Origin of the sequence: Paenibacillus sp. Root52 (assembly GCF_001426865.1) — a bacterium.
Lineage (GTDB): Bacteria > Bacillota > Bacilli > Paenibacillales > Paenibacillaceae > Paenibacillus.
On record NZ_LMFO01000001.1, the window covers coordinates 278,485 to 294,892 of the forward strand.

At 43.9% G+C, this 16,408-nt stretch carries 16 protein-coding genes; 10 read left to right on the forward strand and 6 right to left on the reverse strand.

Annotation, left to right across the window (positions count from 1 at the left end; genetic code table 11):
• Positions 1 to 102: 102 nt before the first annotated feature.
• Entirely contained in the window at positions 103 to 693 is a 591-nt protein-coding gene (locus tag ASD24_RS01260; RefSeq protein WP_056690294.1) for a TetR/AcrR family transcriptional regulator, read from the forward strand.
• Positions 694 to 813: 120 nt separating this feature from the next.
• Positions 814 to 2,205, forward strand: a complete 1,392-nt coding sequence (locus ASD24_RS01265; RefSeq protein WP_056690297.1) for an MFS transporter — start codon at positions 814 to 816, stop codon at positions 2,203 to 2,205.
• Between the two features lie 25 nt (positions 2,206 to 2,230).
• Here ASD24_RS01265 and ASD24_RS01270 read toward each other — a convergent pair whose 3' ends face one another.
• From ASD24_RS01270 to ASD24_RS01280, 3 genes are all read right to left on the reverse strand, one after another.
• Complete coding sequence (locus tag ASD24_RS01270; protein ID WP_056690301.1) at positions 2,231 to 2,833, reverse strand: DUF5412 family protein; 603 nt, start codon at positions 2,831 to 2,833, stop codon at positions 2,231 to 2,233.
• A gap of 239 nt (positions 2,834 to 3,072) precedes the next feature.
• Positions 3,073 to 4,350, reverse strand: a complete 1,278-nt coding sequence (locus tag ASD24_RS01275; RefSeq protein WP_056690304.1) for a glycoside hydrolase family 27 protein — start codon at positions 4,348 to 4,350, stop codon at positions 3,073 to 3,075.
• Between the two features lie 108 nt (positions 4,351 to 4,458).
• The gene (locus tag ASD24_RS01280) at positions 4,459 to 5,340 is read right to left on the reverse strand and encodes an AraC family transcriptional regulator (protein ID WP_056690306.1); all 882 of its coding nucleotides are present in this window, start codon (positions 5,338 to 5,340) and stop codon (positions 4,459 to 4,461) included.
• A 173-nt stretch (positions 5,341 to 5,513) separates the two neighbouring features.
• On the opposite strand from ASD24_RS01280, the gene ASD24_RS01285 reads away from it, so the two are divergent.
• Entirely contained in the window at positions 5,514 to 5,864 is a 351-nt protein-coding gene (locus ASD24_RS01285) for a hypothetical protein (protein WP_056690309.1), read from the forward strand.
• Positions 5,865 to 5,969: 105 nt separating this feature from the next.
• Here the strand turns inward: ASD24_RS01285 and ASD24_RS01290 are convergent, their stop codons facing one another.
• On the reverse strand, positions 5,970 to 6,824 hold the full coding sequence (locus ASD24_RS01290; protein WP_056690312.1) for a manganese catalase family protein: 855 nt from the start codon (positions 6,822 to 6,824) through the stop codon (positions 5,970 to 5,972).
• A 171-nt stretch (positions 6,825 to 6,995) separates the two neighbouring features.
• On the opposite strand from ASD24_RS01290, the gene ASD24_RS01295 reads away from it, so the two are divergent.
• On the forward strand, positions 6,996 to 7,514 hold the full coding sequence (locus tag ASD24_RS01295; protein WP_056690316.1) for a DUF3231 family protein: 519 nt from the start codon (positions 6,996 to 6,998) through the stop codon (positions 7,512 to 7,514).
• Between the two features lie 106 nt (positions 7,515 to 7,620).
• Here ASD24_RS01295 and ASD24_RS01300 read toward each other — a convergent pair whose 3' ends face one another.
• Complete coding sequence (locus ASD24_RS01300) at positions 7,621 to 7,977, reverse strand: winged helix-turn-helix transcriptional regulator (protein WP_056690320.1); 357 nt, start codon at positions 7,975 to 7,977, stop codon at positions 7,621 to 7,623.
• A 145-nt stretch (positions 7,978 to 8,122) separates the two neighbouring features.
• Here ASD24_RS01300 and ASD24_RS01305 point away from each other — a divergent pair, with 145 nt between their 5' ends.
• The 4 genes from ASD24_RS01305 to ASD24_RS01320 all read left to right on the forward strand — a co-directional run bounded on the left by ASD24_RS01305 (position 8,123) and on the right by ASD24_RS01320 (position 11,932).
• Complete coding sequence (locus ASD24_RS01305) at positions 8,123 to 9,037, forward strand: DsbA family protein (RefSeq protein ID WP_056690323.1); 915 nt, start codon at positions 8,123 to 8,125, stop codon at positions 9,035 to 9,037.
• A gap of 211 nt (positions 9,038 to 9,248) precedes the next feature.
• On the forward strand, positions 9,249 to 9,683 hold the full coding sequence (locus tag ASD24_RS01310) for a ribonuclease domain-containing protein (protein WP_056690327.1): 435 nt from the start codon (positions 9,249 to 9,251) through the stop codon (positions 9,681 to 9,683).
• A gap of 11 nt (positions 9,684 to 9,694) precedes the next feature.
• The gene (locus ASD24_RS01315) at positions 9,695 to 9,967 is read left to right on the forward strand and encodes a barstar family protein (protein WP_056690330.1); all 273 of its coding nucleotides are present in this window, start codon (positions 9,695 to 9,697) and stop codon (positions 9,965 to 9,967) included.
• A 270-nt stretch (positions 9,968 to 10,237) separates the two neighbouring features.
• Positions 10,238 to 11,932 (forward strand): ABC transporter substrate-binding protein, encoded by a 1,695-nt coding sequence (locus ASD24_RS01320; protein WP_056690333.1) that lies wholly within the window; start codon positions 10,238 to 10,240, stop codon positions 11,930 to 11,932.
• A gap of 179 nt (positions 11,933 to 12,111) precedes the next feature.
• Here the strand turns inward: ASD24_RS01320 and ASD24_RS01325 are convergent, their stop codons facing one another.
• Complete coding sequence (locus ASD24_RS01325; RefSeq protein WP_056690336.1) at positions 12,112 to 12,996, reverse strand: helix-turn-helix domain-containing protein; 885 nt, start codon at positions 12,994 to 12,996, stop codon at positions 12,112 to 12,114.
• 198 nt (positions 12,997 to 13,194) lie between these two features.
• Between ASD24_RS01325 and ASD24_RS01330 the strand changes: the two genes are divergently transcribed.
• Both ASD24_RS01330 and ASD24_RS01335 read left to right on the forward strand, forming a co-directional pair.
• A complete protein-coding gene (locus ASD24_RS01330) occupies positions 13,195 to 14,715 on the forward strand; it encodes a glycoside hydrolase family 43 protein (protein WP_056690339.1) in 1,521 nt (506 codons plus the stop codon).
• 58 nt (positions 14,716 to 14,773) lie between these two features.
• Positions 14,774 to 16,306, forward strand: a complete 1,533-nt coding sequence (locus tag ASD24_RS01335; protein ID WP_056690342.1) for a glycoside hydrolase family 43 protein — start codon at positions 14,774 to 14,776, stop codon at positions 16,304 to 16,306.
• Positions 16,307 to 16,408: the final 102 nt, after the last annotated feature.

Consider the following 16,408-nt stretch of genomic DNA (forward strand, 5'->3'; position numbering starts at 1 on the left):
ATAATCGCAGATCAGAGAGCTTCTTGACATCTATGTGATGATTCGTTACTATTTCTTGTATGACAGTAAGTACTGACATTCTATAGAAGAGAGGACAGAGAAATGTCTAGTCGTACAGACTATAGCAGCAAAGAACGATTAATGATGACTGCGATTGATTTGATCTCAAAAAAAGGTTATAAAAGCGTAACAACGATGGAAATCGCGACTACTGCTGGCTTAAGTGAGAAAACGCTGTTTCGCCAATTTGGAACCAAGCAGAACCTTTTGGAATCGGCATTCGATCAATATTATTACTCCGAAGAGATGACGAGGATCTTCAATGAAAAGCTAGTCTGGGATCTGCACACCGATTTGCTTTTGATTAGCAGAACGTATCACGAGATCATGAACCGCAATCGGAAGCTGTTTCTGATTGGGTTTAAGGAAGAGGAGCATCTACCAGGTCTTCGGGATCGCACGATTAAACATCCAAGACAGCTCTTAGAGATTATAACCGAGTATTTTAGGATCATGTATGACAAAGGGAAGCTGGTTCAAACGAATTTTGAGCATCAAGCTTTTTCATTTATGGCTTTGAATTACGGTGTGTTTATTAACAATTTGGATGAAGATGCTCGTTTTCCATCGCTCTCTTTGGATAGCATTATTACAGAAAGTGTATGGACGTTTACTAGGGCTTTAACCCCCTAGTTTTTTTAGCTCTTATATGTCAGTAAGCACTGACAGTCATTTTTACTTAAGTTTAATGAATTATTTAGCATCAACTCCGAGCTGAGTGACACATCTAGATTATAGAAATGAGGAACATATATGACTACCAATCATTCTGCTTCACAGAGCAAGGAGACGTTATTACTCCGAGTGCTTGTCTTCACCCTGATTATTTCTGTCATGAATGGCATGATGTTTAATGTGGTATTGCCGGTAATTAGCAAACAATTTCAGCTTACGGCTTCTCAATCGAGCTGGATTGTGACAGGTTATTTGATTGTATATGCAATTGGAACAGTTACTTATGGCAAGCTCACCGATAGGTACAGCATGAAGCACTTAATTACGTTTGGTCTATTATTGCTCGCGGCAGGTTCTGTGATCGGCATTGTAGCTACTCAATATTGGATGATTATTGTTGCACGGATTGTGCAAGCGGCTGGAGCTGCTGTCATTCCTGCACTTGCTATGATCATTCCGGTTCGTTACTTCTCACCTAAGAAGCGGGGTCAAGCCCTGGGAACCTCTGCCATTGGTATTGCTCTTGGATCTGCGCTAGGGCCTATTGTAGCCGGATTGATATCAAGTGTCTTAAGCTGGCAGTTTCTATTTGCTATTCCGTTGCTTTCGCTTGCAACACTACCCTTTTATCGAAAGTACCTGGATGACGACAGAGGAGTCAGTGAAAAAATGGATTATATCGGGGGATTAACATTAGCGGGGACAGTTGCTGCATGGTTACTCTCGTTGACTCAATCCAACCTATGGTTCTTATTGACAGGCATCATGTTCTTGATCTTGTTCATCTTACGAATTCGTTACGCTGAAGCACCATTCGTCAAGCCAGCCGTATTCCACAACAAACCTTATGCCATAGGAATGGGCATTGCATTCGTGCTGGTCGCCATTGGTTTTGGCATTCCATTTATAACGCCACAATTACTAGCACAAGTACATGGCTTCTCACCAGCTCTAACTGGAATGATCATGCTTCCATCCGCGCTCGTTGCTGCTCTTCTAGGACGTAAAGGCGGGAAGCTCGCCGATGAGAAAGGCAATCCTTTTCTGTTATATACGGCTTCTGTACTACTCATCATCGGTTTCATTTGCTTATCCTTTGTTATCAGTGCGTCACCGATTTGGATTGCTGTATTTCTGATCTTAGCAGTGTTAGGTCAATCGTACATGCAGATCGCGATGTCCAATACGATTGCACAGACACTTCCCAAGGAGCACATCGGCATCGGAATGGGATTGTTATCTATGTTCAATTTCATCGCGGCATCTGTATCTACCGCAGCTCTTGGCAAGGTGCTTGATCGGGGTGCAACTTCTGTTCATTTGAATCCTTGGATAGAAGTGAAGAGTGCTTTCGTGTATAGTAACATTTTTGTCGTGCTCGCCTTGTGTGTCGCTGCGATGCTGCTGTTTTATGTGCTGCAATATGGACGTAAACCCGTCGTAGACCTCCAGGTCAGACAGAACAGTTAACAGAATGGGGGGGGACAGTCTCGAATTATTCGGACTGAAACCCCCATGTTTCACCGCTTCCAATATCAAGGGTATGTCCATTCACGATAACCGTATGGTCGTTGTGCCATTGTAGCTCTACTTGATCCATCTTACTCTCCCAATACACCGCTTTTCTGAACCACAGTGCTCCTTGTAACTCCCCTACAATACCGAAGCTTCCCATGGCTCCCGCATCCGTTTTATAAAAGTTAATTGTATAGTGCTGGTCAGGAGATTGTGTCGTAGTAAGTAGTACTTTGGCTCCTGAGAAGATGGATGTAAGTGTCACGACAAAAAGCAGGATGGAGACTAATATGAATGAGAGGATCGTCGAGATCCAGCTTCTGATCTTGGCGAACAAAGTTGATGTGTCCATAAAACTTATGATGGAAAGGATGAACGTCAGAATAGAGAGAATCACCATGACATAACCAGGTGGAGCAATCATCCACATATGATGGATACTTGAATACAAGGTATACAACGAAATAGAGTACAACAAAAGGATAAGAACTAGTGCAATCCAGCTTATTTTTTTAACGATGATGAAGTCTCCTTTCGCACATGCTAGATTCAGATTACAGTTTTTCAGAGCCAGCTTACTCACTTTATGTATCTATCTCTTTCTAATACACCTTGTATTATAAGGGTTGTTTGGGAAAAATGTCCACGATATCACCTTTTATTAAGTTTCATCATTCCTAGTTAGAGCATATTCCAGCAGGAACTCCTCATGCTCCAATCTGTCAATAACAAAAAGATGATCCCTGTGTAGTACATTGCGTACAGAGATCATCTTAGGTAATTCATTTGATCGTTCTCTAGAAGTGAAGAGATTAATATTAATTAAAACCGATAGAGGCGTACACCATGCACTGGAATGGTTGTGCGTAAAGTGTTCCCGTTTAACTCAGCTGAAGTTCCACTCCATAGCTCAGTACCTTCTGTAATGCCAGAAAGGTCGATCTCTTCAAGGTTCAAATCTAATGAAAGAGGCTTCTCACCAACATTGAAAATTGCAGCATAGGAGGAGCCTTCAGCATTCTGTGCAGTCCAGACGATCAGATCATCACGGCGCAGCGCTTCTCTCGCACCATAGCTGTCGCGATGCATACGCAGAACTTCACGGTTGGTTAGTAGCGAGAGCGTCCATTCATCGTTGTCTCGTAGTTCACCGCCGAAGATGAGTGGGGAGCGGAAAATACTCCATAACGACATCATCGTCAACTGTTCATCCTGCGTGAATCGAGTCCAACGGTCGGCTCCGCCACCGTCAACAGAACGGATGCCGATGTGACCCAGTGGCAGCATATCACAGTCTGGCCAGCAACCTTCCTTAGGAATACCCTGCCAGGTTCTGCAACGGTCAAACATATCTAGCAGCAGCGGCCATAGATCCCAGAAGTCATCCGTGACTCGCCACATATTAGCATGTTCAGCGAAATGTTCAGCGTACTCTACTGGAGCAGGCCCAGGAGAGAGGCTCAGAACCATGGGGCGCCCAGAGCGTTCAATCGCTTTGGCGATCATCTCAATCTCTGGCTGATGTGTATCATAAAGTCTCGAAGCGGCAATATCATCTACTTTTACCAGATCAACACCCCATTGCGCATACAATTCAAAGAGCGAGTCGTAATACGCCTGTGCACCTTCCTTAGTGGAATCTACTCCGTACATATCTGTATTCCACGGACAAATGGAGTTCGGATGTGCAATATCACGCGCAGTCGCAGTTGTGCCAAGGATCGGTGTAGCTGCGTGTGCAGCTTGTCTTGGAATGCCGCGCATGATATGGATGCCAAATTGAAGCCCTAGGCTATGTACATAATCGGCTAATGGTTTGAATCCTTGCCCATTCGCAGCAGAGGGAAACCGATTCTCAGCAGGCATCAGACGGGAGTATTCGTCCATAACTAATGGAACGAAAGCGCGGTATTGAGACGAGTTAGCGAAAGGTTCGTACCACTGAATATCGACCGTAATATAGCTCCAGCCAAAGTCTTTGAGATGCTCTGCCATGTATTCGGCGTTGCCGCGAATTTCGTCTTCTGTAACGGCTGCGCCATAACAATCCCAGCTATTCCACCCGAGAGGTGGAGTTGGGGCTACAAGTTTATGATTCATCATCATGCTCCTTTACTGATTCTTTATTGCTCTCTTACAATTATCATAGTATAGGAGAATATCAATAATCTACAGTAATCTAGATGAACGAATAGCAATATATTGCGGTCAGTCGAAGAACAATTTACGATAAACCAGACTTTCTCCTCCACTGCGAAAATCGCCGGGTGTAATGCCAGTTAAACTCCGAAATGCTTTGATAAAGTAGCTTCCACTGGAATATCCAACACGCTCTGCGATCGTTTCAACACTTAAGTTTGTGCCACGAAGCAACTCCATCGCCTTCTCGGTACGGATGCGAGTCAAATAAGCTCCAGGAGTTAAACCTGTGGTGGAGGAAAAGCGGCGAATGAAGTGATATTTAGAGAGAGAAACAAACTCGGACAGTTGATCCATACTGATCATCCTAGAATAGTTGTTTTCAATAAAATCAACGGCTTGTTGGATAGGTTCTGACCAGATTTCCCTGTTCTGCAGAGTTGTTTTCTGTAACCTAACCAATTCAGTCATGAATTGATAGACACACGAGGACGCCATTAGCGGATCTGTAATTCTGCCTGCTGCTGCATCGGTTACCATCATTCGCAACAAGCGAATCGGAACACATTCATAAGGAAGATCGGGGATCTCTCCTGATTCACGAAGGAATTTTCGCCAGTGGGGCAGTACAAGATTAGGTCTGAACAACAAAAATATGAATTCCCACGGTTCTTGCGATTCCGGAGGATAATAATAGCGATGTGAACTCGGGATTTCGGCTAAAAATGCTTGTCCTGCGGTGACACGATGAACGCGACCTTGTGACTCAAATATACCTTCGCCGGAGATTGTATACTGGAATAGAAGCAAAGGTCCATCTGTACGCTCCAATCCGTCCCAGTGGTAAGAAGCATCGGTTATTGAATCAGACCCTACTGCAAATAGAACGCAAAGTTGTAGATCGGTATCCTCAGCGAACCGAAAGCCATAGGTACCCCTGGGTATGTTCATAAATACTTCCTCCTCGTTTAGCTGTCATGATTGAGTTTACGGAACAGTGGTTCATTGATCGTTCTATTATATCGTATCAAGTTTAAGGAACAACCAAACGAACGAATGAATATTTTTAATGACCACTTTACATACTACACAGGTAATAAAAACGACATTTAGGAGGTTTTACCTTGAATCAATTTTCACAAACTCAACAAATCACGCAGCTAGCTCAACAGCTCACTCAACAAACGCAACAAGCATCCATGCAATATCAACAGCTTTTGAGACAAGAGCAGAGCAATGCTGAACAATTGAACCAAATCGCACAGCGGGAGCAGCAAGCAGCTCATATCATTCAAACAGCTCTTCAAGGACATCAAACGGCGATCCAACAATTACAACAAATTGCAAACATTGCACAACAAATTGCACATACAGCAACTCAGAATGTATCTCACATAGAACAACCTTATAACAATCCACTGATTGGTTCTCCTGCTTCAACCTATGGAAACTTCAGCAACCAGAATCGTCAGTAGGATATTGGCATTAGCAAAAAGGAATGAAGCAAAAAAAGGAACCCATAATGTGGGTTCCTTTTTAGTGTGTTACATGCTCGATAAGTCAGTAATTACTCGAGCATCTTAAGCATTTAAATCATGCAAGCCAGGACTATGCTCGTTAGGAAGCTCTGGCATATAAGGCAATGGAAAACCTTGTGGTGGCTCCGTGACTTGCAGCTCACCGCCATTCCGACTTGGGGATTGTCCGCTGTATATTTCAGCAATCCGTGTCTGGTCTAAGCGGAAGTTAAATTGTGCATTATGGTAACCGAGATCAACGTACTTCTGGCATTCCGGATACTTGTTAATATCGTAGTTGGGAACAGGGAACAATTTTCCCCAATTGACGCCAAGTGTTTCAAGAGCCTTCGCAAATGCATTTTGATGAGCGTTATCACGAACGATCAGGAAACCTAACGTTTCACGGAACGCTTTGTTAGTGCTCATTTCGTAGATTCTTGTTTTTTGCAGTACACCTGTTAACTCCAATACAACGTTATCCAGCAAATTACTAACGAGGTTGCCGTGATCATATACATAATTGCCAAGCCACGGATTCCCTCCAGCATCTACGGGCAGTGAGCTCTGTGCGCCCATAATGTAATGATGAGGATTGGCATGTTTGATTGCTTCGTCCAGCGGAGCACCGTCGATGCCAGCTTGACCGGCACCTTCGGCACCTGCACCAGTCAACAACTGATTAATCGTTTGTTGCACCAATTCAATATGACTTAATTCCTCCAGAAATACACCCCGAAGGAGATCTCTATACTGTGTCGCTTGGCCACGGAAATTACTGCTCTGGAAAAAAAACTGCATCATCGTCCGCATTTCGCCGAATTGACCGCCAAGTGTTTCTTGCAGCACTTTTGCTGCAGCCGGGTCGGGTTTGTCCGGAACTATCATATTAATTAGGTCTTCTCTATAGAAAAACATGGTTGTCCTCCAATCAAGTAAGTGACAGGGTTAGTCTCTTCCTTCCTTCTCAATTTATGTGAAAGGATCCACTAACAAAGTTTGGTTACTTGATTATGAATATTATTTTGCTCTAAGGCAGACGATATCTCGGGTAAAAAACGATCACATGATCTGGAGGGGAAATAAAAAATGGGTATTTTGAGTGGTAATCCGAAAAACGAGCCGATGCACTACGGAGAAATTTTCAGTGTGTGGGAATGTTCGATGATGGCAAAAGGTGCAGTGTCCTGTTATCAGGCTTATTTGAATCATGCGGGTGACAAGGATCTGAAAAAAATACTGGATGATCTATTGGATCAAGCCAAACTTGAAATTAAAGAATGCGATACATTACTTACGGAGAATGGTATTGCACCTGCGCCAACATTGCCGGAAAGACCTCCCGTTAAGTTGGAAGATATTCCGGCTGGAGCTAGATTTACAGACCCTGAAATTGCCGCTAAAGTGGCAGCAGATACGTCTTTGGGGTTAGTTGCGGCGAGTCAAGTGATAGGTCAATCCATTCGGGAAGATATCGGAGCTTTGTTTGCCAAATATCATGTAACAAAAACAGCACTAGGTGTGCGGATTCTGCAAATGAACAAAGAGAAGGGCTGGCTCATTCCGCCACCACTTCAGGTGAAAAGACCCGATTCGGACGAGGCTTAAGTAAATCCTTCGAAAAGTCGCTGTGAAGCGGCTTTTTGTTTTTTTATAGTATGCATTTGCATCTGCTCATCATTTACGGAAGCTTGATTTTATTTTGTCCAATATACTACTCTGTTGAAGAATCTGCACTTTTGATACTGGAAGGAATATGATGCTCGCCCCATTTCACAATCGATTCAATTAATGGCACCAAATGCTGCCCAGAGGATGTTAGTGAATACTCAACTCTAGGCGGAACTTCATTATATTGTTCTCTGTGAACAATGCCATAATCAATGAGGTCTTTCAAACAATTCGTAAGCATTGTACCCGTTATGCCGTGCAGTCTTCTTTTTAATTCATTGTAACGGATGGTTTCATTCTCACTAAGAATCGCTAGTATTGGCAAATTCCACTTGCCTCCAATTACCTGAAATGCATAGGTTGCTGGACATAGTTGATCCAGATTGAAGTCATATTTCACTTGATAACCTCCATTAGTATACTTTTTTATACTTAGTAAGAAAAATAATAGTACTTGTTGTCAGGACTGCAACTATTATAATCATACTAGAAAGAGCAATCAAATCATGTTTCAAGCTCCGAGAATTCGAAAGGTGTGATTACGAATGGCAGTTAGACCTATGATGTGTGACTTAGCGACAGGCGTATGTGGCCCTGGTGATGAAGATATGATGCAAGAGGTGGATCTTAATCCATCGGAGAAGAAGATTACTTTATATTACGCGACAGATCCAATCTGTTCGCACTGTTGGGCACTTGAGCCTGTACTGAATCGTTTTGTAGAGCAGTATGGTCAGTTCGTTGATGTACGAATCATGATGGGAGGGTTGCTGGCGAGCTGGCAAGGTTTCTCAGATGGAGCGAACGGAATTCAGAAGCCTTCTGATGTTGCTGGTCATTGGAGAGAAGTGGGTGAACATTCTCGGATGCCGATTGATGGCTCAGTGTGGCACACCGATCCGATCCTTTCATCCTATCCTCCATCACGTGTGTTCAAGATCATTCAACATACACATAAGGGTAAGGAAGAGAAATTCTTAAGACGAGCGCGTGAAGAGGTGTTTGTATTCAATCGGAATATTGGTGATGAGCAAGTGCTTATGGATATAGTGAACCAGCTCGGCTTAGATGGCAAACAAATTGTGGAAGAGGCCAGTCAGCAGTCCGCACAGGATCTGTTGGAAGAAGATTTTGAGATGGTAGCGCGCCTGGGTGTTAGAGGTTTTCCATCCATTGTGATGGTGAATGAAGAGAACAAAGGCATCAAAGTAGTCGGTGCACGCTCTCTGGACACGTATGTACAAGCGCTTCAGCAGATCACAGCGCGTGAAGTTACGCCTAGAGCCATTCCAAGCTTATCTAACAAGTTGAAAGAGACACACATGCTCTTCTCCAAAGAGATTGAAGTGATGTACGATCTGGAGCAACATGCGGTAGAGGCATTTATCACATCTGAACTGGCTCCGAATACCTATGAAACGCAACTGATTCTGGATGAGCTCTACGTGGTGCAACGATAATATAGAAGGAATCCACTTCTGCATATGAAAACGACTATAAATAAATCGACGTCTAGTTGTCGGTTTATTTTTTTGTCTGCGAATGAAATGCATCGTCACAATACCTTTGATTCTATGAATTGAAGGATTTGATTTATCGTACACAACTGGGTAAGATTAGACTCATTGTCATTGCCGACAGAATGCAAGATTACCCAAAGGAGAAATGAACATGTTTTTTAGAAAAATAGGTTATACGTTGTTAATTATCTTGGCTGCACTGGTGTTCTCAGGTTGTACCCCGCAGTCGATTCTGGATCAGACTACGACTACGGCTTCACAGGATATGGGATTTGATGAGGTCGCCAAGTATATATCGGAGCACACTGCGCTTCCGCCGAACTACATTACGAAGAAAGAGGCCAGAGCATTGGGCTGGGAACCAAGCGAAGGGAATTTGCAAGAAGTTGCTCCAGGCAAAAGCATCGGCGGGGATGTGTTTAGAAATCGAGAAGGCTTGTTACCGAATAAGAAAGGCCGAACGTGGTATGAAGCTGACATCCATTATTCAGGTGGAAGACGTGGAAGTGATCGAATCTTATATTCAAACGACGGACTAATCTATAAGACAACAGACCATTATGAATCATTTGAGCAGTTAAAATAGCGGAGGGTATTATGAATATCATTCAGATTGATGGAGAGCAATTACTTGCGAGAGATGAACTGCATGCCATGCTTCAGGCGAAGCTTGAATTGGGTGAACACTACGGACGTAATTTAGACGCGCTGTGGGACTGCTTAACAGGGGAAGTGAGCATGCCGCTCACCATCCAGTGGTTTCATTTCGAGAAGAGTAAACAGGTGCTAGGAGGATACGCTGACCAAGTCATTGATCTGATGCGCGAGGTAGAAGAGGAGATCGAAGGATTCACATTGGAATTGAAGTAGCGTATCATTCCACAGCTAAGCAATATAGATGTATTGTTACAAGGCGATGGGCGACCATCGTCTTTTTTATATGTTTAGTGAGTGAGCAGTAGCTTGTTCTGTTGAGTGAGTTCGAGCGAAATGTCTAGATCATGCTAGACTTGTGGCTTGAAAATCAAGGTTTGGAACAATGTAGACGTTTAGTATAAATTTAAGTGCGTAATTTGAAAGCGCATTCTCAATGATGGACTGACCGTTGTTTTCAATATTCTATGGAGGGGGCATAAAAAAATGAGAGCCGTTTCAAAAACATTGGGAGCATGTCTTGTCGCTAGTTGTATCCTGATTACCACGGGGTGTGGGGATTCTACAGATCAATCCGATTCAAGCAGCAGCGATCTGGATAGCCCAATAACGTTTAGCTTCTTTGGAGCAGATGCAAGTCCCAACTGGAACCATATGCAGGATGCGGTAGGAAAAAAGATTACTGAAGAGACCGGAGTAACCATCGATGCTGACTTCGATATTTCAAGCGGAGGCGGGAATGATCGTATTTCCTTGATGGCTGCTAGTGGCGATTACCCAGACCTTATCTTCCCCAAAGGCAACTTGTCCAGATTGGTTGATGCTGGGGCAATGATTGATTTGACGGATCTGATCGAAGAACACGCACCTAACTTGAAAAAAGTATATGGTGAGCATTTCAATCGACTGAAATACAGCAATGATGACCCTTCAATCTATTGGCTTCCAACCAATGGAGCGGTTGACCAGATCTATTTTGATGCAACGAACGGGGCGGCTATTCAGCACCGCGTGGTGAAGGAACTTGGATATCCTGAGATCAAAACGTTAGAAGACTATGAGAACGTGCTAAGACAATATTATGAAAAGCATCCTACCACAGAAGACGGTCAGCCAACGATTCCGTTGACACTTAGCGCAGATGGCTGGAGAAGGATGATTACAGTAACTGATCCTGCGGCGATGTCTACGGGTATCCCTGGCGATGGGGAGTATTATATTAATCCGGATACGTATGAGGCGATTCTGCACTATAAACGACCGGAGGAGAAAAAATATTTTGAATGGCTGAACAAAATGTATAATGAAGGTTTGTTGGATAAAGACAGTTTTGTCCAAAAGGATGATCAATATAAATCCAAAATCGCCAGTGGACGTGTCTTGTCATTGCTTGATCCGAACTGGGGTTTCAGCGATGCTGAGAATGCATTGAAAAGTGCTGGCAAAGACGATATGACATATGGATATTATCCGGTTACGCTTGACGAGAGTTTCCAGCGCAACGATTTTCAAGATATCGGTTTTGACGGCTATGGGATCGGTATTACAGTGGATTGTGAAGATCCGGTTCGAGCCATCAAATTTTTGGACTGGATGTCTTCTGAAGAAGGGCAAATTCTCAGAAACTGGGGCGTTGAAGGCGAGCATTATGTCGTAGAAGATGGTGTTCGTAACATTCCAGCAGACGTACAGGAACAGAAGAACAAAGATAACAATACGTTCTCCAAAGAATCGGGCGTTGGATTATATTATATTTTCGGTGCACATTACGGCGATGGTGTGAAAGATTCAACGGATAACTACTACACAACCAATTATCCTGAACAGATTCAACAAGGCTATTCGGAAGTGGAGAAAGAAGCTTTGAAAGGATACGGGATCACAACGTGGAAGGATCTATTTCCTTCCGAAGAAGAGTTCCCGGTAAAAGAATGGGGGGCGGCTTACAATATGCCGATTCCTACGGACAGTGCGGATTATACGGTTGCGTACCAAAAAACGCAGGATATTGTCCAGAAGCGAATTGCAGAAGCCATCACCGCTTCACCGGATGCCTTTAGCCGCATATATGATGATATGCTGACTGAGATTGACAATGCGGGAGCAGTAGCGATGGAGCAGCAGTATACGGAGTGGATTAAAGACCGCGTTCGATTGTGGACGGGAAAAGAAATTCAATAGTAAAAATAAAATCGCATGTATCCATCTAATGATGATTGATGATTGTTGAATAGTATTAATGGATTAAATCCCCCAAAAACATCGAGTTCATATCCTTGACTCGATGTTTTTGGGCTATTCTACATACCACTTCGCAAACCTCGCAGGCGACAGCTCGTTTCGTACAAGATTGCAGCCATTTACGAATTGGATGAAGAACTCACAGCAGACCTGAACGTATCTTGTCGTTTCTTGATATATTTACCTGGAGAGATGCCAACTAATTTGGTAAAACTCCGAATAAAATTGGCGTAATCACTAAAGCCCGATTGAAAGCACGTATCTGTAATGCTCATCCCTTCAGAAAGGTGGAATTTGGCAAGCTCAATACGCCGACCTAGAATGTAGGAGCGGAGAGTTAGTCCGGTGTGCTTTTTAAACTGGCGACTGATGGAAGTGCTGTTCATATAGAACTCTTCGGCAAGTTTGCCAAGCGTAATATCTTGCGTGATATGCTCTTCAATGTACTCCATGGTGTTACGTACCAGTTCTGGCATGATGTCGTGAGGCACAAACGAATTGTTGTGAAACCATACATTCAGCATAATCAGCAATTGGGCGATTGCTGCATTCAGTTTGATATCTGTACCATAGGCATCGGAAGCACGTAATTCTTCAATTTGTTCTGTCCATTGTAACAACTGCTGCAGACGATCTTCATCCAGATGAATCATGTTGCCTTTTCCTTTGGGTCGATAATCGAAGCAGGATGATAAATTAGTTGAAGGTGTAGATAGCTGATGAAGATACGTTTTCTTAAGATTAATCGTAATCCGTTCATACTCCGTTTCATCCAAAATAAAAGCACGGTGCATCTCCTGAGGTGACATAACGAGTAGATCACCCCGCTCCATATGGTAACAGCGATTTTCTACATAAAAATGAACATTGCCACGAAGGAAAAGATAAATTTCATAGGCATTATGTCGATGATAGATCGTTTCCAGTTTATAGGTCGTCACTCGATGCTGATACAGAAGCTCAGGTTGAATGGGATCGTAAAAATATTCAGAGGATCCGTTCATAGCGCACCTCCCGTCATTTCACGCAATAAATAGAGCAGATTAAGCAATGAAATTGTACTCAGCTTACCTTAAAATGTAATCATCCTATCACGAAGATGTTTTTATTGCAAACGCTTACTAATATACTGATTCAAACCTGATGTATATCGAATGACTTAGAGCTGCCATGATCAAACCATCCGAGGGGGAATGAATGAAATGAATCATCATGTTACTCCACATGCTGGCAAGCAGAAGCAAGGCACGGTTGAACCTGTCCAACCTGAATTACAACCAAAGGAAATCGGCAAGCTTCGTCCGAATGCTAATCCGTTGATGGCGCATAAATTTGGAGCTGATCCTTATGCGCTGGTGTTCAATAATCGAGTGTATATATATATGACTAGTGATAAACTCGAGTATGATTCGGACGGGATACCTCAGAAAAACAGTTATAGTTCGATTAACCGGATTACAGTGATCTCGTCAGAGGATCTGATCAACTGGACTGATCATGGTGAGATCAGAGTTGCAGGCCCTCAAGGCGCAGCAACATGGGCTTCGCAGTCTTGGGCTCCGGCGGCCGCCCATCGGAAACTAGACGGGCAAGATTGCTTCTTTCTTTATTTTGCTAATAACGCCAGCGGTATAGGTGTATTGTCTGCACCAACACCAGTTGGGCCTTGGATAGACCCTATAGGGAAAGCACTCGTGACAAGAGAAACCCCAGGGGTAGAAGACGTCACCTGGCTCTTCGATCCGGCTGTGCTAGTTGATGAAGATCATCAGGCGTATCTATATTTTGGAGGCGGAGTGCCTGAAGGGAAATCCGAAAGACCTGATACAGCCCGTGTAATGCGATTGGGAGATGACATGATCAGTGTGACTGGTAAAGCTAAGGTCATTCCAGCTCCTTTTATGTTCGAGGATTCAGGGATACATAAGCATGAACATATCTACTACTATACGTATTGCTCTAATTTTCATGAAGTTGATCGTGCAGAGGGTGATCCACCGCCGGGTGAGATTGCCTATATGACGAGTGCTCAGCCAATGGGGCCTTGGACGTATCAAGGCACAATTCTTCAAAATCCAGGTCATTTCTTCGGGATTGGCGGCAATAATCATCATGCCATTTTTCAATTAGCAGATCAATGGTACATCGCCTACCATGCTCAGACGCTCTGCCAAGCGATGGATATTCCAGAAGGTTATCGCTCTACGCATATCAATCATATCGAATACGAAGAAACGACGGGTAGATTGAAGGCAATCCAGGCGAATTATCAAGGTGTAAGTCAGCTTCACTCCTTCGATCCATATCAAGCCATTAGTGGGGCGACAATTGGCTGGAGCGCAGGGGTGAACACGTTGCAATTAACTAGCGCCGAACATGGGCTAGCTTCAGCATCTGATGTGGTTGTAAGTAAACTGTATGGGGGGAGCTGGATTGCGATCTCGAATGTGAATTTTGGGGAAGATGGTGCGTGTGGTTTTACAGCGTTGCTCTCTAACCAAGGAGAAGCAGCTACGCTCGAACTGCGACTTGATCGTGAAGACGGGCCAATCGTGGGTAAGATTGCTATTCCTTCAACGAGTGAAGCCTATCGATGGAATGAGCAGTCAACTGCAATTACTGGTTCGCAAGGTACTCATGATCTGTATATCGTCCTTCAAGCATCTTCGGATCATTCGAGTGCTATCCTCTTGCAAGAATGGAAGTTCGAGAGAGTTCAATAAGAATAGAACGTAACCTGTGTTTATATACGCAGGAATCAGAATGAGGTGAACACAAAGCATGTATTCTAATCCAATTATATGGGCTGATTACCCAGATATTGATGTCATCCGGGTAGAGGATACGTACTATATGGTCAGCACAACCATGCATATGATGCCAGGTTGCGTTATCCTGCGGTCGTATGATCTGATTCATTGGGAAGTAGCCACGCATGTGTACGACGCGCTGGATAACACTCCTGCCCAGCGATTAGAGAATGGTCAACAGATTTATGGTAAAGGCATGTGGGCAGCGTCTCTACGGCATCATCAAGGCATGTTTTATGTTATCTTTGTCGCTAATGATACGCGTAAGACGTATTTGTACACATCACGAACGATAGCAGGTCCTTGGAAGAAGCAAATTGTGCAAGGATTTTATCATGATTGCTCCCTATTCTTTGATGAGGATGAACGAGTCTATCTAGTGCATGGTAATGCCGAGATTCATTTGACCGAGTTAAGCGCAGACCTCTCTGGGCCAAAGCCCGGCGGTATACAGCGGATTATTGTAAAAGACAATCAACCGCACTACCTCGGTTATGAAGGTGCCCATTTCTACAAAATCCAGGGGAAGTATTACGTTTTCCTCATTCATATGACCAAGGCAGCAGGACGGAGGACACAGGCATTTTATATGGCCGACGCCTTGGATAGTGAGTTTGTAGGCGGGGAAGTGTTTAACGATGACATGGGATATTTCAATTTAGGTGTAGCTCAAGGAGGTATTGTTGATACGCCGAACGGAGATTGGTATGCCATGTTATTTCAGGATCATGGAGCAGTAGGGCGAATTCCTGTGCTGGTGCCTCTGCAATTCAAGCAAGGTATTCCGGTATTTGCGAATGAAGCCCCCAAATCCATCGATATTGCGAGCACAAGGCCGGGGTATGCGTATAGACCACTTGTTGGAAGTGACTGCTTTGAGTACACCGTACAGGAAGACGGCAAGGTGCGTCTTCAGGACTTTTGGCAGTGGAATCACACACCGCACGACGAACTCTGGTCAGTCACAGAAGTGCCGGGAGTTTATCGAATCCGAACGGGTCAGCTTAGTCCGAATCTGACCTTCGCCGTAAATACACTAACTCAGCGTTCGATGGGACCGGCTTGTGAAGCAACGGTTACACTAGATGGCAGTGGTTTGAATGATGGAGATTATGCAGGTCTATGCTTCCTGATCGGCACGTATGGTCTGATTGCAATCACGAAAAAGGAAGGCCGGTATTACCTTGTTATGCAGGCGAGAGAGAGCGAAGATTCGAGCATATTTGGTAATCTGATTGATGAGGAGCCAGCGACAGAGCATGCGCGGATTCCCATAGATGGCCCGTTGATTACACTACAAGCGACAGGGAATTTTGTAGATAACCAGGATGAGTGTTCTTTTGGCTATTGGGACGGTACAGCTTGGAAGAGTCTAGGCATCACTCACCGAATGTTCTATAAGCTAGATCATTTCATGGGTTGCCGCATCGGTCTGTTTCTGTACTCCACTGAAATGATTGGAGGCACAGCCGACTTTTCAAATTTCAATTATCATATCAAGTAATCAAACAATGTACGATGCACACGCATAAAAGTCGCCAAATGGCGGCTTTTTCGTTACTCCTGCCATGCAAGATGTTGTACAATGATGAAGATTCCAGATAAT

Coding starts and splice junctions, on each gene's coding strand:
- ASD24_RS01260 (WP_056690294.1), top strand. CDS start 103: ATGTCTAGTCGTACAGACTATAGCAGCAAAGAACGATTAATGATGACT.
- ASD24_RS01265 (WP_056690297.1), top strand. CDS start 814: ATGACTACCAATCATTCTGCTTCACAGAGCAAGGAGACGTTATTACTC.
- ASD24_RS01275 (WP_056690304.1), bottom strand. CDS start 4,350: ATGAATCATAAACTTGTAGCCCCAACTCCACCTCTCGGGTGGAATAGC.
- ASD24_RS01280 (WP_056690306.1), bottom strand. CDS start 5,340: ATGAACATACCCAGGGGTACCTATGGCTTTCGGTTCGCTGAGGATACC.
- ASD24_RS01290 (WP_056690312.1), bottom strand. CDS start 6,824: ATGTTTTTCTATAGAGAAGACCTAATTAATATGATAGTTCCGGACAAA.
- ASD24_RS01295 (WP_056690316.1), top strand. CDS start 6,996: ATGGGTATTTTGAGTGGTAATCCGAAAAACGAGCCGATGCACTACGGA.
- ASD24_RS01305 (WP_056690323.1), top strand. CDS start 8,123: ATGGCAGTTAGACCTATGATGTGTGACTTAGCGACAGGCGTATGTGGC.
- ASD24_RS01310 (WP_056690327.1), top strand. CDS start 9,249: ATGTTTTTTAGAAAAATAGGTTATACGTTGTTAATTATCTTGGCTGCA.
- ASD24_RS01315 (WP_056690330.1), top strand. CDS start 9,695: ATGAATATCATTCAGATTGATGGAGAGCAATTACTTGCGAGAGATGAA.
- ASD24_RS01320 (WP_056690333.1), top strand. CDS start 10,238: ATGAGAGCCGTTTCAAAAACATTGGGAGCATGTCTTGTCGCTAGTTGT.
- ASD24_RS01325 (WP_056690336.1), bottom strand. CDS start 12,996: ATGAACGGATCCTCTGAATATTTTTACGATCCCATTCAACCTGAGCTT.
- ASD24_RS01330 (WP_056690339.1), top strand. CDS start 13,195: ATGAATCATCATGTTACTCCACATGCTGGCAAGCAGAAGCAAGGCACG.
- ASD24_RS01335 (WP_056690342.1), top strand. CDS start 14,774: ATGTATTCTAATCCAATTATATGGGCTGATTACCCAGATATTGATGTC.